The following is a 21,504-nucleotide window of genomic DNA, read 5'->3' on the forward strand; positions in this document are numbered from 1 at the left end:
TTCGAGAAAAACGTTTCAGATACGTTTTTTTGTATTTCGCCCCCTGACCGAACCTTTGGGAGTTGATGATTAATGGATATCCGTAAAGTCAAGAAACTGATCGAGCTGCTGGAAGAGTCTGGCATCGACGAACTGGAGATCAAGGAAGGCGAAGAGTCGGTCCGTATCAGCCGTCACAGCAAGACCCCAGCTGCCCAACAGTTCTACGCACCAGCACCGATGGCTGCCGCACCGGTTGCTGCACCGGTTGCCGCTGCTGCTCCAGTTGCCGAAGCCGCTGCCGCTGCCCCGGCCCTGAAAGGCACCGTGATCCGCTCGCCAATGGTAGGTACCTTCTACCGCAAGCCTTCGCCGACCTCGCCTAACTTCGCTGAAGTGGGCCAGTCCGTGAAGAAAGGCGACACCCTGTGCATCGTCGAAGCCATGAAGATGATGAACCACATCGAAGCCGATGTTGGCGGTGTCATCGACGCCATCCTGGTAGAAGACGGCCAGCCGGTTGAGTTCGACCAGCCGCTGTTCACCGTCGTTTGATTCGCGGAGAGCCAACGATGTCTGGGAAGCTGGAAAAAGTCCTGATCGCCAACCGCGGGGAAATTGCCCTGCGGATCCTGCGTGCCTGCAAAGAGCTGGGCATCAAGACCGTCGCCGTGCACTCCACGGCCGACCGCGAACTGATGCACCTGGGCCTGGCAGACGAGTCGGTCTGCATTGGTCCTGCTTCGTCCAAAGATTCCTACCTGCACATCCCGGCGATCATCGCTGCGGCCGAAGTGACAGGCGCTACCGCCATTCACCCGGGTTACGGGTTCCTGGCAGAAAACGCTGACTTCGCCGAGCAGGTGGAAAAGTCCGGCTTTGCCTTCATCGGCCCGAAAGCCGACACCATTCGCCTGATGGGCGACAAGGTTTCGGCCAAGGACGCGATGATCAAGTCGGGCGTGCCGACCGTACCGGGCTCCGATGGCCCGCTGCCGGAAGACGAAGAAGTCGCCCTGGCGATTGCCCGTGACGTCGGCTACCCGGTGATCATCAAGGCCGCTGGTGGCGGTGGTGGTCGCGGCATGCGCGTGGTGCACAAGGAAGAGGACCTGATTTCCTCGGCCAAGCTCACCCGTACCGAAGCCGGTGCTGCCTTCGGCAACCCGATGGTCTACCTGGAGAAGTTCCTGACCAACCCACGCCACGTGGAAGTGCAGGTACTGTCCGACGGCCAGGGCAACGCCATCCACCTGGGCGACCGCGACTGCTCGCTGCAGCGCCGTCACCAGAAGGTACTGGAAGAAGCGCCAGCCCCGGGTATCGACGAGAAAGCCCGTCAGGAAGTGTTCAAGCGTTGCGTCGATGCGTGCATCGAGATCGGCTACCGTGGTGCCGGTACCTTCGAGTTCCTGTACGAGAACGGCAGCTTCTACTTCATCGAGATGAACACCCGCGTGCAGGTTGAGCACCCGGTGTCGGAGATGGTTACCGGTATCGACATCGTCAAGGAGATGCTGAGCATCGCCGCTGGCAACAAGCTGTCGTTCCGCCAGGAAGACGTGGTGATCCGTGGCCACTCGCTGGAGTGCCGGATCAACGCCGAAGACCCGCGCAAGTTCATCCCGAGCCCAGGCAAGGTCAAGCACTTCCACGCCCCAGGCGGCAACGGCGTTCGCGTCGATTCGCACCTGTACAGCGGTTATTCGGTTCCGCCGAACTACGACTCGCTGATCGGCAAGCTGATCACCTACGGCAAGGACCGCGACGAAGCCATGGCGCGCATGCGCAATGCCCTGGACGAGATCGTCGTCGACGGCATCAAGACCAACATCCCGCTGCACCGCGACCTGGTGCGTGATGAAGGTTTCTGCAAAGGCGGCGTCAACATTCACTACCTCGAGCACAAACTGGCCAACCAGGATTGATCGAGTAGTGTGATGTACCAAAACCCCGGACTTGTTCCGGGGTTTTTTATTACCTGTCAGGGCCTCATCGCCGGCAAGCCAGCTCCCACAGGGATAGCGCACGGCTTGCATCCGACGCGGTCGAGGTGGGAGCTGGCTTGCCGGCGATGGGCTGCAAAGCAGCCCCCAATGGCCCTACCCCTTCATGCGCGGCATCTCGATGCGATGCTCATGCACCCGCCGATACAACGTCGCCCGCGATATCCCCAACGCCCGCGCCGCATCGGCCGGTTTCCAGCGATGGCGGATCAGCGCATCCAGCAACAACTGCCGGGCAGGGCAGGACACACCGCTTTCAGCCGGAACAACCGCATCACCGCGCACCTCTTGCGGCAAGTCTTGCACCTGCACCTGCCCGCCTTCACTCACCGCACAGGCATAACGTAACACCTGCCGCAGTTGGCGCAGGTTCCCCGGCCAGCGGTAAAGCAGCAGCGCCTGCAACGCAGCATCCGCCAACACCACCTCGACCCCACAGGCGTCGGCTTCCTCGGCCAACAGCTGGTGAATCAGCCCCAAGCGATCCTCGCGCTCACGCAGCGGCGGCAGCTCGAACCGGGCATTGGCCAGGCGGAAATACAGGTCCTCACGGAAACGCCCATCCTTCACCATCGTTGCCAGGTCGCGGTGGGTGGCGCAGATCACCTGGATGTCCACCCGCTCGCGCCGTGCCGCACCCAGCGGCGCCACTTCACCTTCGGCCAGCACGCGCAGCAGGCGGGTTTGCAGGTTCAGCGGCATGTCGCCGATTTCGTCAAGGAACAGGGTGCCGCCATCAGCCTGCTGCAACAGCCCCTGCATGCCTTTGCTGGAAGCCCCTGTGAACGCCCCGGCTACGTAGCCGAACAGTTCGCTCTCGATCAGGTTTTCCGGGATGGCGGCGCAGTTAAGCGTGACAAATGGCCCGTCTCGGCGCTGGCTCAGCTGGTGCAGCTGGCGGGCAAACACTTCTTTGCCGGCCCCGGTTTCGCCTTGCACCAGCACCGCCAGGTTGCAGTCCTTGACCCGCGTGGCCAGCCGCAAATGCTGTTCGATCCGGCCGTCCTGCGCCTGCTGCACGGGCTGCGCGCGCTGGCGTTGCTGCGGGGCGCTGACCCGGCCATACAACCCGCCCAGGCCCGGCAGGCGCTGGGCGGAAGACGTGTTGACGCGCCGTAGCTGGCCCATGTCGAACAGTTCGCCAATGTGCGCGGGCAAGCGCCCCAGGTGCTGCACCAGCCGTTGCCGCGCCAGGCTGTTGATGGCCTGCAAGCGGCCATCGGCATCCCAGGCCAGCAGGTAATCGGGCTGGCTTTCCACATAACCCGGCGTGCCATGGGCGCGCATCACCCAGTGGCCCTGGGCACTGTGCATGAAGAAGGCGTTTTCGATTTCACGGGCAGTCTGCTCGACCAACTGGCGGATCAGGTGCTGGCTGCGACGGTCGTCCGGTGACTGCAAGGCCGAGACATCCACCACCCCCAGCAACTCGCCCTGCGGGTCGAACACCGGCGCCGCAGTGCAGGTCAGGCCGATGAAGGCTGCGCGGAAGTGATCGCGCTTGTGCACCGTGACAGGCGCCTTGCTGGTCAGCACCGCCGCCACACCGCAGGTGCCCTCTTCGCCTTCCGACCAGCAGGTGCCCAGGTACAGCCCGGCCTTGCGGCAGTCATTGCGGATGGCCGATTCGACCCGGTAATCGATGGTGCGCCCCTGGGCATCGGTCAGCAGCACGCAGTAGTCGGCGCCGCGCACCCGCTCGTGCAGCCGTGCCACGGCATCGCTGGCGATGCGCAGAAACAGCTCGGCACGTTCGCGGCATTCGTTGAGCAGGCCTTGGGAAAGAATTCGCGGCCCCTGCTGGGACCCGGGGTCGAGGCGGTACAGCTCCATGGAACGGCGCCATGAATCGAGGATCAGCGGTGGCACCGGTGCCTGTGGCAGGCGGTCGGCATTCTTCAGCACCCGGCTGACGCAGTCGACATGGGCTCGGGAGTTCGCGGCAAGCATTCAGGCCCTCCGGTTCTCGTTGCTGTTTTTATCGTTGTCCGGCCATTAAGCGCTTCCACGCATGCCCCGACAAGCACTGTGTGATTACCGGCCCGCTTGAGACGCTGCGTCTCAGCGTCTCGCCAAGCCAGGCCCCGCGCTGGCACCCAGCGTCTCGCCAGCGCCGCAATGAGCACCTGCGCGAGCGCAAACAAACCGCTCTGGCGCGGCCATTTCAGTCACGCGATAGAAAGCTGGCACCGCGCTTGCTCCTGCCTTTGCAAACAAAAATACGAGGTGCGCCATGCCGCTACCCGCCCCGACCGTCGGGATCATTGCCAACCCTGCCTCTGGCCGCGACCTGCGCCGGCTGACCGCCAATGCCGGGCTCTATTCGAGCACCGACAAGGCCTCGGCTATCCAGCGCCTGCTGGCGGCCTTCGGTGCCACTGGCATCGGCCAGGTGCTGCTGCCCAGCGACATGACCGGTATCGCCGCCGCCGTGCTCAAGGCCAGCCAGGGCCCAGGCGCCCGTGACCAACAGTGGCCGGCGATCGAGATACTCGACCTGCCGCTGACCCAGACCGTCGCCGATACCCGCCTGGCCACCCGACGCATGGTCGAGCGTGGCGTGGCGATGATCGCCGTGCTCGGTGGCGACGGCACCCACAAGGCGGTCGCTGCCGAGGCCGGTGACGTACCACTGCTGACGCTGTCCACCGGCACCAACAATGCCTTCCCCGAACTGCGCGAAGCCACCAGCGCGGGCCTGGCCGGCGGCCTGCTCGCCAGCGGCCAGGTACCGGCCAGCATCGGCCTGCGCCGCAACAAGCGCCTGCTGGTGAACGTGCCCGAGCAACAGCTTGCCGAGTGGGCCCTGGTGGAAGTGGCGGTATCGCCCCAGCGCTTCATCGGTGCCCGGGCGCTCAGCCGCAGCGAAGACGTAAGCGAAGTCTTTGCCTGCTTCGCCGAGCCCCATGCCATTGGCCTGTCAGCCCTGTGCGGGCTGTGGTGCCCGGTGTCGCGCCAAGACCCGCACGGTGCCTGGGTCCGCCTGAACCCCACTGCCGAACAGGCGCTGCTCGCACCGCTGGCGCCCGGCCTGCTGCAAGGCTGCGGCATCACCGCCAGCGGCCCGCTGACGCCTGGCGTCGCCCATCGCCTGAGCCTGGCCAGCGGCACCCTGGCCCTGGACGGCGAGCGCGAAATCGAATTCGCCGAGCGCGACACGCCCACCATCACCCTCGACCACCAAGGCCCGCTGAGCGTGGATGTCGAGGCCGTCCTGGCGCATGCCGCCCGCCATCACTTGCTGGCCGTCCCGCGCGGCCACCGGCTGCACCCTGCAAACCCGCGTTGAGACAACCCTGGAGAACAACAAGATGTCCAATCAACTCAGTACCGAACAACTGCTGCATGCCTATGAAGTGATGCGCACCATCCGCGCCTTCGAAGAACGCCTGCACGTGGAATTCGCCACTGGCGAGATCCCCGGCTTCGTCCACCTGTACGCCGGCGAAGAAGCCTCCGCCACCGGGGTCATGGCCCACCTGCGCGACAGCGACTGCATCGCCTCGACCCACCGCGGCCATGGCCACTGCATCGCCAAGGGCGTGGATGTGTACGGCATGATGGCCGAGATCTACGGCAAGAAAACCGGCGTGTGCGGCGGCAAGGGCGGCTCGATGCACATTGCCGACCTGGAAAAAGGCATGCTCGGCGCCAACGGCATCGTCGGCGCCGGTGCGCCGCTGGTGGCCGGGGCGGCATTGGCGGCCAAGCTCAAGGGCCGGGATGACGTGTCGGTGGCCTTCTTCGGCGATGGCGCTTCCAACGAAGGCGCCGTGTTCGAAGCCATGAACATGGCGTCGATCATGAACCTGCCGTGTATCTTCGTGGCCGAGAACAACGGTTACGCCGAGGCCACCGCCTCCAACTGGTCCGTCGCCTGCGACCACATTGCCGACCGCGCTGCCGGCTTCGGCATGCCGGGCGTCACCATCGACGGCTTCGACTTCTTTGCCGTGTACGAGGCCGCCGGGGCCGCCATCGACCGCGCCCGTGCCGGGCAAGGGCCGTCGCTGATCGAGGTCAAGCTCAGCCGCTACTACGGCCACTTCGAAGGCGATGCGCAGACCTACCGCGCCCCCGATGAAGTGAAGAACCTGCGCGAATCCCGCGACTGCCTGATGCAGTTCCGCAACAAGACCACCCGTGCCGGCCTGCTTACTGCCGAGCAACTGGACGCCATCGACGCGCGCATCGAGGACCTGATCGAAGACGCCGTGCGCCGCGCCAAGTCCGATCCCAAGCCACAGCCCGCCGACCTGCTCACCGACGTCTACGTCAGCTACCCCTGAGCCGCGGATTACAAGAACAACAGGAGAACCACCATGGCAAGAAAGATCAGCTACCAGCAGGCCATCAACGAAGCCCTGGCCCAGGAAATGCGCCGCGACAACACGGTGTTCATCATTGGCGAAGACGTTGCCGGCGGTGCCGGTGCACCCGGCGAGGATGACGCCTGGGGTGGCGTGCTGGGCGTGACCAAGGGCCTGTATCACCAGTTCCCCGGCCGCGTGCTGGACGCACCGCTGTCGGAAATCGGCTACGTCGGCGCGGCCGTCGGTGCCGCCACCCAAGGCCTGCGCCCGGTGTGCGAACTGATGTTCGTCGACTTTGCCGGCTGCTGCCTGGACCAGATCCTCAACCAGGCCGCCAAATTCCGCTACATGTTCGGCGGCAAGGCGGTCACCCCGCTGGTGATGCGCACCATGTACGGCGCCGGCCTGCGTGCGGCCGCCCAGCATTCACAGATGCTCACCTCGCTGTGGACGCACATCCCCGGCCTGAAGGTGGTGTGCCCATCCTCGCCGTACGACGCCAAGGGCCTGTTGATACAGGCGATCCGCGACAACGACCCGGTGATCTTCTGCGAGCACAAGTTGCTGTACAGCATGCAGGGCGAGGTGCCGGAAGAGGTGTACACCGTGCCGTTCGGCGAGGCCAACTTCCTGCGTGATGGCGACGACGTGACCCTGGTCACCTATGGCCGCATGGTCCACGTGGCACTTGAAGCTGCCAACAACCTGGCCCGCCAGGGCATCGACTGCGAAGTGCTGGACCTGCGCACCACCAGCCCGCTGGACGAAGACAGCATTCTTGAAAGTGTGGAAAAAACCGGCCGCCTGGTGGTGATCGACGAAGCCAACCCGCGCTGCTCGATGGCCACCGACATCAGTGCGTTGGTGGCACAAAAGGCCTTCGGCGCACTCAAGGGCCCGATCGAAATGGTCACCGCACCGCACACCCCGGTGCCGTTCTCCGATGCCCTGGAAGACCTGTACATCCCTGACGCGGCGAAGATCGAAGCGGCCGTGCGCAAGGTGATCGAAGCCGCAAGGAGTGCCGCATGAGCCAGATCCATACCCTGACCATGCCCAAGTGGGGCCTGTCGATGACCGAAGGCCGGGTGGACACCTGGCTCAAGCAGGAAGGTGACGAAATCAACAAGGGCGACGAGGTGCTGGACGTCGAGACCGACAAGATCAGCAGCAGCGTCGAAGCCCCGTTCAGTGGCGTGTTGCGCCGCCAGGTGGCCAAGCCGGATGAAACCTTGCCGGTCGGCGCGTTGCTGGCCGTGGTGGTGGAAGGCGAAGCCGAAGAAGCAGAAATCGATGCAGTGGTACAGCGCTTCCAGGCCGAGTTCGTCGCCGAAGGGGGCGCCGATCAGGCCCAGGGCCCGATCCCACAAAAGGCTGAGGTTGGCGGCCGCCTGCTGCGCTGGTTCGAGCTGGGGGAAGGCGGCACGCCGTTGGTGCTGGTGCACGGTTTTGGCGGCGACCTCAACAACTGGCTGTTCAACCACCCGGCGCTGGCCGCCGAACGCCGCGTGATCGCCCTCGACCTGCCGGGGCACGGCGAGTCGGCCAAGGCCCTGCAACGGGGCGACCTGGATGAACTGAGCGAAACCGTGCTGGCCCTGCTCGACCACCTGGACATCGCCAAGGCCCACCTGGCGGGCCATTCCATGGGCGGCGCGGTCAGCCTCAACGTGGCACGCCTGGCGCCGCAGCGGGTGGCCAGCCTGAGCCTGGTGGCCAGTGCCGGCCTGGGCGAAGCGATCAACGGGCAGTACCTGCAAGGTTTCGTCGCCGCGGCCAACCGCAACGCCCTCAAGCCGCAGATGGTGCAACTGTTTGCCGATCCGACGCTGGTCACCCGGCAAATGCTGGAGGACATGCTCAAGTTCAAGCGCCTGGAAGGTGTTGATGACGCCTTGCGCCAGCTGGCATCGGCCATTGCCGACGGCGACCGCCAGCGCCACGACCTGCGCGGGGTGCTGGGGCAGCATCCGGCACTGGTGGTGTGGGGCGGCAAGGACGCGATCATCCCGGCCAGCCATGCCGAGGGCCTGGAGGCTGAAGTGCTGGTGCTTCCGCAGGCCGGGCATATGGTGCAGATGGAGGCGGCCGAACAGGTCAACCAGCAATTGCTCGCGTTCCTGCGCAAGCACTAAGCCCTTTTCGTGAGCCTGGAGAACAACAATGAATGACCTGAGCCACAACCATATGCGCGCCGCCGTCTGGCATGGCCGCAACGACATTCGCGTCGAACAGGTTCCTTTGCCAGCCGACCCTGCGCCCGGCTGGGTACAGATCAAGGTGGACTGGTGCGGCATCTGCGGCTCCGACCTGCACGAATACGTCGCCGGCCCGGTTTTCATCCCGGTGGAGGCCCCTCACCCGCTGACCGGCATCCAGGGCCAGTGCATCCTCGGCCACGAATTCTGCGGGCAGATCGCCAAGCTCGGTGAAGGTGTGGAAGGGTTCGCGGTGGGAGACCCCGTGGCGGCGGACGCGTGCCAGCATTGCGGCACCTGCTATTACTGCACCCACGGCCTGTACAACATCTGCGAACGCCTGGCCTTCACCGGCCTTATGAACAACGGCGCCTTCGCCGAGCTGGTCAACGTGCCTGCCAATCTGTTGTACCGCCTGCCACAAGGCTTCCCGGCAGAAGCAGGGGCACTGATCGAACCGCTGGCGGTGGGCATGCACGCGGTAAAAAAGGCCGGCAGCCTGCTTGGGCAAACGGTTGTGGTGGTAGGCGCCGGCACCATCGGCCTGTGCACCATCATGTGCGCCAAAGCCGCCGGGGCGGCGAAGGTCATCGCCCTGGAGATGTCCACGGCGCGTAAAGCCAAAGCGAAAGAGGTGGGTGCAAGCGTGGTGCTGGACCCCAGCCAGTGCGACGCCCTGGCGGAAATCCGCGCGCTGACCGCCGGGCTGGGGGCGGATGTGAGCTTTGAGTGCATCGGCAACAAGCACACGGCCAAGCTGGCCATCGACACCATCCGCAAGGCGGGCAAATGTGTACTGGTGGGCATTTTCGAAGAGCCCAGCGAGTTCAACTTCTTCGAGCTGGTGTCCACCGAAAAGCAGGTGCTGGGAGCACTGGCGTACAACGGCGAGTTTGCCGATGTGATTGCCTTTATCGCTGACGGCAGGCTGGACATTCGCCCGCTGGTGACCGGGCGGATCGGGCTGGAGCAGATTGTCGAGCTGGGCTTCGAGGAACTGGTGAACAACAAAGAGGAGAACGTGAAGATCATCGTTTCACCGGGCGTGCGCTGACTGCAGCAACATCTTGCTCCCACAGGTACTGCACAAGACGCCGGGGCAGTGCAGAATCTTGTGGGAGCGGGCTTGCCCGCGAAGAATGCGCCGCGGTGGATGGCACCGGCTTCGCCGGTGTTCGCGGGCACGCCCGCTCCCACAGGTGCCGCGTAAGCTTCAGACGACGTACAAGCCTTGCCCTCCCTGTCTCGGGATCCCATTCTGCGTCATACTCGGCAGACCTATTGCCCGGTCCTCGCCATGCGTCCACTGCTCCCCATTACCCTGGTCCTGCTGCTCGCCGCCTGTGGCGATGGCGAATCGCTGCTTCCGCCGGACGCACGCCTGCCTGACGGGGGGCGTTACCGGGGGCAGGTGGTCGATGGCCTGCTGCAGGGCGAGGGCCGTATCGACTACCCCAACGGCAGCTGGTACGCCGGCGGTTTCAAGGACGGCCAGTGGCATGGCCAGGGCGAATGGCATGGCCAGAACGGCGAGGTGTACCGTGGCCAGTTCGCCGAGGGGCTGTTTCAAGGGCTGGGCGACCTGACCACCCCGGGCAGCCACTATGGCGGCACCTTCAAGCACGGCCGCCGCGACGGCGAAGGCACCCTCAAGCAAGCCGACCAGACCTACCGCGGCCAGTTCAAGGACGACCTGTACGAAGGTGCAGGCGAACTGGAGCTGGCCGACGGCAGCCGCTACCAGGGCCTGTTTGCCAAGGGCAAGCCCAACGGCGCCGGGGTGCGCAGCGATGCCAGCGGCAACCAGTTCAGTGGGCGTTTCGTAAACGGCCAGCTGCAAGGCAGCGGCACTTACGACAGCGTCGACGGCGAGCAGTACATCGGTGAGTTCAAGGACAACCGCCTGGAAGGCCGTGGCCGCTACGAAAACGCCGATGGCGATGTCTGGATCGGTGAATTCAAGGACGGCTCGCTGATGGGGGAAGGCGAACTGCTGGGCAGCGACGGCAGCCACTACAAGGGCGAGTTCGTCGACTGGCGCCTGTCGGGCCAGGGCCGCCTGCAGTTGGCCGACGGCAGCACCTACGTCGGCGGCTTCCTGAACGATGCCTACCATGGCCATGGGCAGCTGACCTTGCCCAGCGGCCAGGTCGAAGGCGGCACCTGGGCCAACGGCGTGCGTGTACGCGACCAGAAAGGCAAGTTGCTGCCCGACCCACTGGACTTGGCCCTGCTCAACCAGGGCCGTCTGCTGGAAGAGTCGCTGGCCCGGGTACCGCGCTCCACGCCGCCCATTCAGTTGTACAGCCTGGTGGTGGCCGGCGATGGCCAGCAAAGCGTGTTCCTGCGCGAAGCCGACTACGTCAGCAACATGCTCAAGGTGCGCTTTGGCGCCCGCGGCCAAGTGACCCTGGTCAACCATCGCGACCACATGGCCACCCGCCCCATGGCCACCCGCGAGAACCTCACCCGCGCCGCCAGTACCCTGGCCGAGCGCAGCGGCCCCGAAGACCTGGTGTTCATCTACCTCACCAGCCATGGCAGCCAGGACCACCAACTGGTGCTCGACCAGCCGCGCCTGCAACTGGCCGACCTTTCTGCCGACGAACTGGCCACTGCCCTGGCGCCGCTGAAGGACCGCGACAAGGTAATCGTCATCTCGGCTTGCTATTCAGGGGGCTACATCGCCCCGCTCAAGGACGACCGCACGGTGATCATGACCGCCGCCCGGGCCGACCGCGTGTCCTTCGGGTGCTCGGAAGAGGCCGACTTCACCTACTTTGGCGATGCGCTCTTCGCAGAAGCACTGAACCAGACCGACGACCTGAAACAGGCGTTTGAACTGGCACGCGCCAGCGTTGCCGAAAGAGAACAAAGGGAAGGCTTCGAGGCCTCGGAACCGCAGCTGTGGGCACCGCCAGCCGTACTTGAACACTGGCAGCACCTGCGCCGGCAACAGGCCGAAGAAGCATTGCGTAACGCCGCACAGGCCAACGTGGGGTCACAGGCAAAAACGCCTGGCAGCCACTAAACTTGTGTGTAACAAGGGAGAGACATCATGTATTTGACGCCTCAGCATGTCCTGCTTGCCGGTGCCACCGGCCTGACCGGTGAACACCTGCTGGACCGCCTGCTCAACGAACCCACCATCACCCGCGTACTGGCGCCTACCCGCCGGCCGCTGGCGGAGCACCCGCACCTGGAAAACCCGGTGGGCGACCCGGCGGTATTCCTTCCACAGCTGGCCGGGCGGGTCGATATCGCCTACTGCTGCCTGGGCACCACGCTGAAGCAGGCCGGCTCCGAATCGGCCTTCCGCGCAGTGGACCTGGACATGGTCGTGGCGTTCAGCAAGCGCGCCCGGGAGATGGGTGCGCGGCATCTGCTGGTGGTCAGTGCGCTGGGCGCCGACCCGAAATCGTCGATTTTCTACAACCGGGTCAAGGGCGAGATGGAAGAAGCGCTCAAGGCCCAGGACTGGCCGCAGCTGACCATCGTGCGGCCGTCGTTGCTGCTGGGCGAGCGGATCGAGCCACGGCTGGCAGAACAGCTGGTTTCGCCGTTTTCCCGGTTGATCCCTGGCAAGTACCGGGGGATCGAGGCTTGTACCTTGGCCCGGGCCTTGTGGCGGCTGGCGCTGGAGGAAGAGGACGGGGTGCGGGTTGTGGAGTCGGATGAGCTCCGCAAGTTGGGCAAGATATAAGCTTCACCTGAAAGGGCCTCTTCGCGGGCTTGCCCGCTCCCACAGGTACAGTGATCAGCTGAAGAGCACACAATCCTGTGGGAGCGGGCAAGCCCGCGAAAGGGCCATCACAGGCCACCGGTGGCCTGGAAGCCAACACCGGCCGCAGTCAGCAACGACAACGGCAACAACAGGGTATCGAGCAACATGCTGCCCGGCAGGTCCAGGCCTGGATAGGCCGGTGCATCAGCCCCGTAACGGTCCCGCGGGCAGCACCCGCCATTGATCATGTACAAATCCAGTCGGGTACCGGCATACACTACCGGCGCGCCTGGTTTTGCAGCATCCAGCGTGCGCACCGTGGCGCAGCCACCCAGCATCACCAGCGCCGCCACACCCAACAGCGCTCGCTTCAATCATCCACCCCGAAGTGGTGCTCGCCCCAACGCGGCAACATGTCCTGGGGAATGGCCAGCAGGTTGAGAATGCGGGCCACGACAAAGTCGACCAGGTCGTCGATGGTCTGCGGCTGGTGATAGAAGCCCGGCGCCGCCGGCAGGATCACCGCGCCCATTTGCGACAGCTTGAGCATGTTCTCCAGATGGATAGTGGAAAACGGCGCTTCGCGCGGCACCAGGATCAACTGGCGACGCTCCTTGAGGGTCACGTCGGCAGCGCGTTCGATCAGGTTGTTGCAGGCGCCCGTGGCAATCGCCGACAGGGTGCCGGTGGAACAGGGCACCACCACCATCGCCGCCGGGGCGCCGGAGCCGGAGGCGACCGGCGACATCCAGTCTTCCTTGCCGTACACACGGATCTGCCCGTCGGCGGCGCCGGTGTATTCGGTAAGGAATGCCTGCATCGCCTGGGGCTTGGCCGGCAGCACCACGTCGGTCTCGGTGGCCATCACCAGCTGCGCGGCCTTGGAGATCAGGAAATGCACCTCACGGTCCTCGCGAACCAGGCAATCGAGCAGGCGCAGGCCATACTGGGCGCCCGAGGCGCCCGTCATGGCCAGGGTGATGCGTTCCGGCCCGCTCACTTCAGGGCCTCGGCCAGCTTGCCGTGCAGGCCACCAAAGCCGCCGTTGCTCATGATTACCACGTGGGTACCGGGGCGTGCCTGGCCTTTGACCCGCTCGATGATCGCGTCGAGGCTGTCGGCCACCACGCTCGGTACCTTGCACTTCGCCGCAGTGGCAGCCAGGTCCCAGCCGAGGTTGGCCGGGGCGTACCAGATCACCTGGTCGGCGTCGTTGACGCTTTCCGGCAAACCGTCACGGTGGGCGCCGAGCTTCATCGAGTTGGAGCGTGGCTCGATCACGGCAATCACCGGCGCCTCGCCAACGCGCTTGCGCAGGCCGTCGAGGGTGGTGGCGATGGCCGTGGGGTGGTGGGCGAAGTCATCGTAGATGGTCACGCCCTGTACTTCGGCAACCTTCTCCATGCGCCGCTTGACGCTCTTGAAGGCGCTGAGGCCTTCGATACCCATGGCCGGTACCACGCCGACATGGCGAGCCGCTGCCAAGGTAGCCAGGGCGTTGGCGACGTTGTGCTGGCCAGTCATTGCCCAGTCCACCACGCCTTGGGCCTCGCCCTCGAACAGCACTTCGAAACGCGAGCCGTCGGGGCTGAGCAGGCGCGCCTGCCACTGGCCACCTTCGCCGGTCGTCTGCACCGGGGTCCAGCAGCCCATGCCGATCACCCGCTCCAGCGCTGGCTCGGTGGTGGGGTGAATGACCAGGCCTTCGCCCGGGATGGTGCGCACCAGGTGGTGGAACTGCCGCTCGATCGAGGCCAGGTCAGGGAAGATGTCCGCATGATCGAACTCAAGGTTGTTGAGGATCGCGGTGCGTGGGTGGTAGTGGACAAATTTCGAGCGCTTGTCGAAGAAGGCGCTGTCGTACTCGTCGGCTTCGACCACGAAGAACGGCGTATCGCCCAGGCGCGCCGACACCGAGAAGTTCTGCGGCACACCGCCAATCAGGAAGCCCGGGCTCATGCCGGCATGTTCCAGCACCCAGGCCAGCATGCTGCTGGTGGTGGTCTTGCCATGGGTGCCGGCAACGGCCAGTACCCAGCGGCCTTGCAGCACGTGGTCCGCCAGCCATTGCGGGCCGGACACATAAGGCAAGCCCTTGTTCAGCACGTACTCCACCGCCGGGTTACCACGCGACATGGCATTGCCAATGACCACCAGGTCTGGCGCCGGGTCCAGCTGGGCCGGGTCATAGCCTTGGGTCAACTCGATGCCCTGGGCTTCGAGCTGGGTGCTCATCGGGGGATAGACGTTGGCGTCCGAGCCGGTGACGCGATGGCCAAGTTCCTTGGCCAGCACCGCCAGCGAACCCATGAAAGTGCCGCAAATACCGAGAATGTGAATATGCATGGTCGACCTCGCAAAACATCGAGGCAGGGTAGCCCAGGGCGCGACAAATCGCACCCGCTGTTTCGCTCAGTCAGCCCGGGTGATGCCGTGTTTGCGCAGTTTTCGATACAAGGTATTGCGGCTGATGCCCAGGTGCTCGGCGACGCGGGTCAGGTGCCAGTGTTTTGCCTCTAGAGTCGCCAGCAGCGCATGGCACTCGGCATCTTTCAACGCGGCTGGCCCTATCGCCGGCAAGCCAGCTCCCACAGGGATAGCAGATGGCCTGAGGTCGGCGCGGTCGGGGTGGGAGCTGGCTTGCCGGCGATCGAGGGCGAAGCCCTCGCGGACAATGGCGGGGAGATCCGCGAAGTCGATTCGGGCTTCTTCGCAAAGCGCCACCAGGGTACGCAGCACATTGCGCATCTGCCGCACGTTCCCCGGCCAAGCGAAATCGAGCAGTGCCTGCCGCGCCCGGGGTTCGATTTCGACCCGTTGCCCCTGCGCCTCCTGACGCAGCAGGAAGTCCAGCAACTGCGCCTTGTCACTGCGATCGCGCACCGCCGGCAACGCCACCTCCAGGCCATTCAGGCGGTAATACAGGTCCTCGCGGAAACTGCCCTGCTCCACCCGCTCCAGCAGGTCGCGGTGGGTAGCGCTGACAATGCGCACGTCAACCGCTTGCGGCTCACCACCGATCGGCACCACCTGGCGCTCTTCCAGCACCCGCAGCAGGCGGGTTTGCAGGGCCAGCGGCATGTCGCCGATCTCGTCCAGCAGCAAGGTCCCGCCGTCAGCCTGCAGCAGCTTGCCGCGCATGCCCTCCTTGCGCGCGCCAGTAAAGCTGCCACCGCGATAACCGAACAACTCGCTCTCGATCAGGCTCTCGGGGATCGAGGCGCAGTTGATGGCGACAAATGGCTTGCCGCGCCGCTCGCTGGCCTGATGCACGGCCTGGGCGAACGCCTCCTTGCCACAGCCGGTCTCGCCGCGCAGCAACAACGGCACGTCACGCTCGAACACCCGCACGCAGCGGCGAAAGTCGTTTTGCAACGCCGGGTCGAGCAGGCAGATGGCCGGCTCCGCTTCGCGCACGGGCTGCCGGTAGGCGGTGGGCACTGACCACACCGGCGTGCGTGCCTGGCCACGCAGGCTGGCAAACACCTGGCGGCCGTCCAGGGTGTGTAACGGCCATACCGTGCTGCCAGCGGGCATGGCGCGGTTGAACAATTCGTCGTGGCTGCACGCAAAGAAGCGCTGCATGGGTTTGCCCAGCACGCCACCGCGCACGGTACCCAGCAGGTTCAGCGCGCTCTGGTTGGCCGCACAAATGCGCCCGTCACCGTCGAAGGCCAGCAGCCCTTCGCTGAACAGGCCGACCGATTCGGCCTGCAGGTGGAAACGCAGCAGCCACTGCTGCTCGAAATGGCGCAGGAAATAGCAGCTTTCGATCATCTTCGCCGAGAGGTTGACCAACGCCATGGTGTGGAACTGGCTCTGGCGCGACACATCGGGCCGGGCTGACGACACATCAAGCACCGCCAGCAATTCGCCATGGGGGTCGAACACCGGGCTTGCCGAGCAGGTCAGGCCGGTATGGCGGCCACGGAAGTGCTCGTTCTGGTGAATGGTCAGGGCCTGGCGCTCGACCAGGCAGGTGCCGATACCGTTGGTGCCTTCGCGCGCTTCGCTCCAGTCGGCGCCCAGCCACAGCCCGGCACGCTCGAAGCTGCGGCGCTCGGTGGGCGCGCTGACGCAATTGAGGATCACCCCGCGGGCGTCAGTCAGCAGCACCGCGTGGCCGGCCCCGGAAAGCTGCTGGTGCAGGCTGTTCATTTCAAGGTCGGCAATTTGCAGCACCTGGCGCAGGCGCTCGCGGCTTTCCAGCAGGCGCCCGTGCTCAAGCACCACAGGGGCCGCAATCACGGCAGGGTCGAGGTGGTAGTCCTCCAGGCAACGCAGCCAGGAGCGGGCGATGGACGGGTCACTGCCGCCCTCCCCCGCGCCACCATGGGCAACGGTATGGACTTGCTGGGCATGGCGACTGAAATGATTGCTCTGCATTGTTGTAGTTCTCTGCAGATAGAGAGTCACACCAGCATCCTCCACCCGGCAAGGCTTTGCAATGCAGCCTGCGGTGACGTGTCGCAAATGGCACAAAGTGTCACCCCTGCGTGTACCGGCACTGGCACAACGGCCGCTCACCGGGGCCAGGCAACTGACCCAAGTCATTGATTTGCCTGGCGTGCGCAACGCTGGCCCAACCTTTGCTCTACGCTTCTCAACTCCTCAACAAACATAACAGCCAGGAGACACACCATGCGTTACGCACATCCCGGTACCGAGGGCGCGAAGGTTTCCTTCAAGAGCCGCTACGGCAACTACATCGGTGGCGAGTTCGTAGCTCCGGTCAAGGGGCAGTACTTCGAGAATACGTCCCCGGTGAATGGCAAACTGATCGCCGAATTCCCCCGCTCCACTGCCGAAGACATCGATAAGGCGCTCGACGCCGCCCACGCCGCTGCCGACGCCTGGGGCCGCACTTCAGTGCAGGACCGCTCCAACGTGCTGCTGAAGATTGCCGACCGCATCGAGCAGAACCTTGAACTGCTGGCCATTACCGAAACCTGGGACAACGGCAAGCCTGTCCGCGAAACCCTGAACGCCGACATTCCGCTGGCCGTCGACCACTTCCGCTACTTCGCCGGCTGCATCCGCGCCCAGGAAGGCGGCGCTGCCGAAATCAACGAAGGCACCGTGGCCTATCACATCCACGAGCCGCTGGGCGTGGTCGGGCAGATCATCCCGTGGAACTTCCCGATCCTGATGGCCGCCTGGAAGCTGGCGCCTGCACTGGCCGCCGGTAACTGCGTGGTGCTCAAGCCTGCCGAGCAGACGCCACTGGGCATCACCGTGCTGCTGGAAGTGATCGGCGACCTGCTGCCACCTGGCGTACTCAACGTGGTGCAAGGCTATGGCCGCGAAGCCGGTGAAGCCCTGGCCACCAGCAAGCGTATCGCCAAGATCGCCTTTACCGGGTCTACCCCGGTGGGCTCGCACATCATGAAATGCGCAGCCGAAAACATCATTCCGTCCACCGTCGAGCTGGGCGGCAAGTCGCCGAACGTGTACTTCGAAGACATCATGCAGGCCGAGCCGAGCTTCATCGACAAGGCTGCCGAAGGCATGGTGCTGGCGTTCTTCAACCAGGGCGAGGTGTGCACCTGCCCGTCGCGTGCGCTGGTACAGGAGTCGATCTACCCGCAGTTCATGGAAGTGGTGATGAAGAAGGTGCTGCAGATCAAGCGCGGCGACCCGCTGGACACCGACACCATGGTCGGCGCCCAGGCTTCGCAGCAGCAGTTCGAGAAGATTCTTTCGTACCTGCAGATCGCCCAGGAAGAAGGCGCCGAGCTGCTGACCGGCGGCAAGGTCGAGAAGCTGGAAGGCTCGCTGGCCACCGGTTACTACATCCAGCCGACCCTGCTCAAGGGCAACAACAAGATGCGCGTGTTCCAGGAAGAAATCTTCGGCCCGGTGGTCAGCGTCACCACCTTCAAGGACGAAGCCGAAGCACTGGCGATTGCCAACGACACCGAGTTCGGCCTGGGGGCCGGCGTGTGGACCCGCGACATCAACCGTGCCTACCGCATGGGCCGCGGGATCAAGGCCGGGCGTGTGTGGACCAACTGCTACCACCTGTACCCGGCGCATGCGGCGTTTGGCGGGTACAAGAAGTCCGGTGTGGGCCGTGAGACCCACAAGATGATGCTCGACCACTATCAGCAGACCAAGAACCTGCTGGTGAGCTACGACATCAACCCGCTGGGCTTCTTCTAAAACCTGGGATGGCCTCGGGGGCTGCCTTGCAGCCCATCGCGACACAAGGCCGCTCCTACAGGGACCGCGCACCCTGTGGGAGCGGGTTTACCCGCGAAGAGGCCAAGCCTGCTTACACAAAAACAGGGCGGCAACCGTGCACCAGCCGCTCTGGCTCGCTTCCTGCAGTACCCATCACCATCGGCCCGAACCCCTTCCGGCCACCAAGAAAAACAACAGGTGAATCTATGCCAAGCGATCATTCCGCCGGCGCGCCGGCAGGCTCTTCCGTCGACTTCGAAAAAGTCGGGTCGGACTATTTCCAGCAACGTGAACTGAAAAAAGGTGCCGCCGGCTGGGTACTGCTGGTCGGCCTGGGCGTGGCCTATGTCATCTCCGGCGACTATGCCGGCTGGAACTTCGGCCTGGCCCAGGGCGGTTGGGGCGGCATGTTCCTCGCCACCTTGCTGATGGCCACCATGTACCTGTGCATGTGCTTCTCGCTGGCCGAACTGTCGTCGATGATCCCCACCGCTGGCGGCGGCTACGGTTTTGCCCGCAGTGCCTTCGGCCCGTGGGGCGGCTTTTTGACCGGCACGGCAATCCTCATCGAATACGCCATTGCGCCTGCGGCAATCGCCGTGTTCATCGGCGCCTACTGCGAGTCACTGTTCGGCATCGGCGGCTGGGTGATCTACCTGGCGTTCTATATCGTGTTTATCGGCATCCACATCTTCGGCGTGGGTGAAGCGTTGAAACTGATGTTCATCATCACCGCCGTCGCCGCCATCGCCCTGGCGGTGTTCCTGGTGAGCATGGTGCCCCATTTTGATGCAGCCAACCTGTTCGACATCGCCAAAACGGACGCAGCAGGCGCCAGCAGCTTCCTGCCGTTCGGCTATGTCGGCGTGTGGGCAGCCATCCCTTACGCCATCTGGTTCTTCCTGGCCGTCGAAGGCGTTCCGCTGGCCGCCGAAGAAACCAAGAACCCCAAGCGTGACCTGCCACGCGGCCTGATCGGCGCCATGCTGGTACTGCTGGCCTTCGCCCTGCTGATCCTGGTGGTCGGCCCCGGCGGTGCCGGCTCCGAAGCACTGAAGGCATCCGGTAATCCACTGGTCGAAGCGCTGTCCAAGGCCTACGGCGGCAGCACCTGGATGGGCGGCTTCGTCAACCTGGTCGGCCTGGCCGGGCTGATCGCCAGCTTCTTCTCGATCATCTACGCCTATTCCCGGCAGATCTTCGCCCTGTCCCGTGCCGGCTACCTGCCGCGCAAGCTGTCGGAGACCAACAAGAGCAAGGCCCCGGTACTGGCCCTGATCATCCCCGGCATCATCGGCTTTGCCCTGTCGCTGACCGGCCAGGGCGACTTGCTGATCCTGGTGGCGGTGTTCGGCGCTACGCTGTCCTATGTGCTGATGATGGCCGCGCACATCACCCTGCGCATCCGCCGGCCGAAGATGGAGCGCCCGTACCGCACCCCCGGTGGCATCTTCACTTCGGGCGTGGCGCTGGTGCTGGCGTGCATTGCCGTGGTTGCCGGCTTCCTGGTCGACCCGCGGGTGGTGATTGGCGCCGCAGTGATTTATGCGGTATTGATTGCCTACTTTGCTTTCTACAGCCGCCACCACCTGGTCGCGGGCACGCCGGAAGAGGAATTCGCCGCCATCCAGCAGGCCGAAGAGGCCTTGCACTGATTGCCGCCACCCGCCGCGGGGCAACCCGCGGCTCTGGAGATTCTGTATGGCAAGTTTCGTACACACGGTAGGCCACCTGGTCTACCGCTTCGACAGCCTCAAGGACGTGATGGCCAAGGCCAGCCCGGCACGCTCGGGGGATTTCCTGGCAGGCGTTGCGGCCAGCAATGACGGCGAGCGAGTCGCCGCGCAGATGGCGCTGGCCAATATCCCGCTGACCCACTTCCTCAATGAAGCACTGATCCCTTACGAAGCCGACGAAGTCACCCGGCTGATCATCGACACCCACGATGCCCAGGCCTTTGCCCCGGTCAGCCACCTGACCGTGGGCGGCCTGCGCGACTGGCTGCTGGGCGAAGAGGCCAATGAAGGGACCCTGCGCGCCCTGGCGCCCGGGCTGACGCCGGAAATGGCGGCAGCGGTGTCGAAGATCATGCGCGTGCAGGACCTGGTACTGGTGGCGCAAAAGATCCGCGTGGTCACCCGGTTCCGCGGCACCATGGGCTTGCGCGGGCGCTTGTCTACCCGGCTGCAGCCCAACCACCCGACCGACGAGCCGGCCGGTATCGCCGCCAGCATTCTTGACGGCCTGCTGTACGGCAACGGCGACGCGATGATCGGCATCAACCCGGCCACCGACAGCATCGCCTCGATCTGTGCCCTGCTGGAAATGCTCGACGCCATCATCCAGCGCTATGACATCCCCACCCAGGCCTGCGTGCTGACCCATGTCACCACCTCGATCGAGGCAATCAACCGCGGCGTGCCGCTGGACCTGGTGTTCCAGTCCATTGCCGGCACCGAGGCGGCCAACGCCGGGTTTGGCATCAACCTGAACGTGTTGCAGGAAGGCTACGAAGCGGGCCTGTCGCTGAAACGCGGCACCCTCGGGCAAAACCTGATGTATTTCGAAACCGGCCAGGGCAGCGCACTGTCGGCCAACGCCCACCATGGCGTCGACCAGCAAACCTGCGAAACCCGCGCCTATGCCGTGGCCCGCCACTTCAAGCCGTTTCTGGTCAACACCGTGGTCGGTTTCATCGGCCCGGAGTACCTGTACAACGGCAAGCAGATCATCCGCGCGGGCCTGGAAGACCACTTCTGCGGCAAGCTGCTGGGCGTGCCGATGGGCTGTGACATCTGCTACACCAACCACGCCGAAGCCGACCAGGACGACATGGACACCCTGCTGACCCTGCTGGGGGTGGCCGGGATCAACTTCATCATGGGCATCCCCGGCTCCGACGACATCATGCTCAACTACCAGACCACCTCGTTCCACGACGCGCTGTACGCGCGCCAGACCCTGGGCCTGAAGCCCGGGCCGGAATTCGAGGCATGGCTGGCCCGCACCGGCATCCTCACCCAGGCCGATGGCCGGGTGCGCTTTGGTGACAACCTGCCACCGGCCTTCCGCCAGGCCTTGGCACAGCTTGCATAGGGATG

General features: G+C 64.7%; 17 protein-coding genes. 12 read left to right on the forward strand and 5 right to left on the reverse strand.

Features of this window, described 5'->3' with window-relative positions; all coding sequences use genetic code 11:
• Positions 1–72 precede the first annotated feature (72 nt).
• Positions 73–534, forward strand: coding sequence for an acetyl-CoA carboxylase biotin carboxyl carrier protein (gene accB, locus ABOC32_RS00230; RefSeq protein ID WP_086974989.1), 462 nt, complete (start codon positions 73–75; stop codon positions 532–534).
• 17 nt (positions 535–551) lie between these two features.
• Positions 552–1,907, forward strand: a complete 1,356-nt coding sequence (gene accC / locus ABOC32_RS00235; protein WP_086974990.1) for an acetyl-CoA carboxylase biotin carboxylase subunit — start codon at positions 552–554, stop codon at positions 1,905–1,907.
• A gap of 174 nt (positions 1,908–2,081) precedes the next feature.
• On the opposite strand, the gene ABOC32_RS00240 is transcribed toward accC, so the two are convergent.
• The gene (locus ABOC32_RS00240) at positions 2,082–3,935 is read right to left on the reverse strand and encodes a sigma-54-dependent Fis family transcriptional regulator (RefSeq protein ID WP_426809783.1); all 1,854 of its coding nucleotides are present in this window, start codon (positions 3,933–3,935) and stop codon (positions 2,082–2,084) included.
• 283 nt (positions 3,936–4,218) lie between these two features.
• Between ABOC32_RS00240 and ABOC32_RS00245 the strand changes: the two genes are divergently transcribed.
• The 7 genes from ABOC32_RS00245 (at position 4,219) to ABOC32_RS00275 (ending at position 12,199) form a co-directional block, all read left to right on the forward strand.
• Complete coding sequence (locus ABOC32_RS00245; protein WP_426809784.1) at positions 4,219–5,274, forward strand: ATP-NAD kinase family protein; 1,056 nt, start codon at positions 4,219–4,221, stop codon at positions 5,272–5,274.
• 22 nt (positions 5,275–5,296) lie between these two features.
• Entirely contained in the window at positions 5,297–6,274 is a 978-nt protein-coding gene (locus ABOC32_RS00250; protein WP_426809785.1) for a thiamine pyrophosphate-dependent dehydrogenase E1 component subunit alpha, read from the forward strand.
• Positions 6,275–6,307: 33 nt separating this feature from the next.
• A complete protein-coding gene (locus ABOC32_RS00255; RefSeq protein ID WP_013970705.1) occupies positions 6,308–7,330 on the forward strand; it encodes an alpha-ketoacid dehydrogenase subunit beta in 1,023 nt (340 codons plus the stop codon).
• Positions 7,327–8,433 (forward strand): acetoin dehydrogenase dihydrolipoyllysine-residue acetyltransferase subunit, encoded by a 1,107-nt coding sequence (locus ABOC32_RS00260; RefSeq protein WP_426809786.1) that lies wholly within the window; start codon positions 7,327–7,329, stop codon positions 8,431–8,433. Before ABOC32_RS00255 ends, ABOC32_RS00260 begins: the two co-directional genes overlap by 4 nt.
• A 52-nt stretch (positions 8,434–8,485) precedes the next feature.
• Positions 8,486–9,550 carry a 2,3-butanediol dehydrogenase gene (locus ABOC32_RS00265; protein WP_241496074.1) on the forward strand — a complete coding sequence of 355 codons (1,065 nt, stop codon included), beginning with the start codon at positions 8,486–8,488 and terminating at the stop codon, positions 9,548–9,550.
• A gap of 243 nt (positions 9,551–9,793) precedes the next feature.
• Positions 9,794–11,527 (forward strand): C13 family peptidase, encoded by a 1,734-nt coding sequence (locus ABOC32_RS00270; RefSeq protein WP_426809787.1) that lies wholly within the window; start codon positions 9,794–9,796, stop codon positions 11,525–11,527.
• 27 nt (positions 11,528–11,554) lie between these two features.
• The gene (locus ABOC32_RS00275) at positions 11,555–12,199 is read left to right on the forward strand and encodes an oxidoreductase (protein ID WP_426809788.1); all 645 of its coding nucleotides are present in this window, start codon (positions 11,555–11,557) and stop codon (positions 12,197–12,199) included.
• A 107-nt stretch (positions 12,200–12,306) separates the two neighbouring features.
• On the opposite strand, the gene ABOC32_RS00280 is transcribed toward ABOC32_RS00275, so the two are convergent.
• From ABOC32_RS00280 to ABOC32_RS00295, 4 genes are all read right to left on the reverse strand, one after another.
• On the reverse strand, positions 12,307–12,594 hold the full coding sequence (locus tag ABOC32_RS00280) for a YceK/YidQ family lipoprotein (RefSeq protein WP_426809789.1): 288 nt from the start codon (positions 12,592–12,594) through the stop codon (positions 12,307–12,309).
• Positions 12,591–13,220: a flavin prenyltransferase UbiX gene (gene ubiX, locus ABOC32_RS00285; protein WP_019472370.1), complete on the reverse strand. Its 630-nt coding sequence runs from the start codon at positions 13,218–13,220 to the stop codon at positions 12,591–12,593. Before ubiX ends, ABOC32_RS00280 begins: the two co-directional genes overlap by 4 nt.
• Positions 13,217–14,566, reverse strand: coding sequence for a UDP-N-acetylmuramate:L-alanyl-gamma-D-glutamyl-meso-diaminopimelate ligase (mpl, locus tag ABOC32_RS00290; protein ID WP_043199317.1), 1,350 nt, complete (start codon positions 14,564–14,566; stop codon positions 13,217–13,219). Before mpl ends, ubiX begins: the two co-directional genes overlap by 4 nt.
• Positions 14,567–14,632: 66 nt before the next feature.
• Positions 14,633–16,606, reverse strand: coding sequence for a sigma-54-dependent Fis family transcriptional regulator (locus tag ABOC32_RS00295; protein ID WP_426809790.1), 1,974 nt, complete (start codon positions 16,604–16,606; stop codon positions 14,633–14,635).
• Between the two features lie 255 nt (positions 16,607–16,861).
• Between ABOC32_RS00295 and exaC the strand changes: the two genes are divergently transcribed.
• The 3 genes from exaC (at position 16,862) to ABOC32_RS00310 (ending at position 21,499) form a co-directional block, all read left to right on the forward strand.
• Positions 16,862–18,382, forward strand: coding sequence for an acetaldehyde dehydrogenase ExaC (gene exaC / locus ABOC32_RS00300; protein ID WP_426809791.1), 1,521 nt, complete (start codon positions 16,862–16,864; stop codon positions 18,380–18,382).
• Between the two features lie 227 nt (positions 18,383–18,609).
• Positions 18,610–20,058, forward strand: a complete 1,449-nt coding sequence (gene eat / locus ABOC32_RS00305; protein WP_426809792.1) for an ethanolamine permease — start codon at positions 18,610–18,612, stop codon at positions 20,056–20,058.
• A 46-nt stretch (positions 20,059–20,104) separates the two neighbouring features.
• Positions 20,105–21,499: an ethanolamine ammonia-lyase subunit EutB gene (locus tag ABOC32_RS00310; RefSeq protein ID WP_426809793.1), complete on the forward strand. Its 1,395-nt coding sequence runs from the start codon at positions 20,105–20,107 to the stop codon at positions 21,497–21,499.
• Positions 21,500–21,504 lie beyond the last annotated feature (5 nt).

The organism is Pseudomonas sp. WOUb67, assembly GCF_050058005.1.
GTDB classification, from domain to species: Bacteria; Pseudomonadota; Gammaproteobacteria; order Pseudomonadales; family Pseudomonadaceae; genus Aquipseudomonas; species Aquipseudomonas putida_R.

Coding starts and splice junctions, on each gene's coding strand:
- accB (WP_086974989.1), top strand. CDS start 73: ATGGATATCCGTAAAGTCAAGAAACTGATCGAGCTGCTGGAAGAGTCT.
- accC (WP_086974990.1), top strand. CDS start 552: ATGTCTGGGAAGCTGGAAAAAGTCCTGATCGCCAACCGCGGGGAAATT.
- ABOC32_RS00240 (WP_426809783.1), bottom strand. CDS start 3,935: ATGCTTGCCGCGAACTCCCGAGCCCATGTCGACTGCGTCAGCCGGGTG.
- ABOC32_RS00245 (WP_426809784.1), top strand. CDS start 4,219: ATGCCGCTACCCGCCCCGACCGTCGGGATCATTGCCAACCCTGCCTCT.
- ABOC32_RS00250 (WP_426809785.1), top strand. CDS start 5,297: ATGTCCAATCAACTCAGTACCGAACAACTGCTGCATGCCTATGAAGTG.
- ABOC32_RS00255 (WP_013970705.1), top strand. CDS start 6,308: ATGGCAAGAAAGATCAGCTACCAGCAGGCCATCAACGAAGCCCTGGCC.
- ABOC32_RS00260 (WP_426809786.1), top strand. CDS start 7,327: ATGAGCCAGATCCATACCCTGACCATGCCCAAGTGGGGCCTGTCGATG.
- ABOC32_RS00265 (WP_241496074.1), top strand. CDS start 8,486: ATGCGCGCCGCCGTCTGGCATGGCCGCAACGACATTCGCGTCGAACAG.
- ABOC32_RS00270 (WP_426809787.1), top strand. CDS start 9,794: ATGCGTCCACTGCTCCCCATTACCCTGGTCCTGCTGCTCGCCGCCTGT.
- ABOC32_RS00275 (WP_426809788.1), top strand. CDS start 11,555: ATGTATTTGACGCCTCAGCATGTCCTGCTTGCCGGTGCCACCGGCCTG.
- mpl (WP_043199317.1), bottom strand. CDS start 14,566: ATGCATATTCACATTCTCGGTATTTGCGGCACTTTCATGGGTTCGCTG.
- ABOC32_RS00295 (WP_426809790.1), bottom strand. CDS start 16,606: ATGCAGAGCAATCATTTCAGTCGCCATGCCCAGCAAGTCCATACCGTT.
- exaC (WP_426809791.1), top strand. CDS start 16,862: ATGCGTTACGCACATCCCGGTACCGAGGGCGCGAAGGTTTCCTTCAAG.
- eat (WP_426809792.1), top strand. CDS start 18,610: ATGCCAAGCGATCATTCCGCCGGCGCGCCGGCAGGCTCTTCCGTCGAC.
- ABOC32_RS00310 (WP_426809793.1), top strand. CDS start 20,105: ATGGCAAGTTTCGTACACACGGTAGGCCACCTGGTCTACCGCTTCGAC.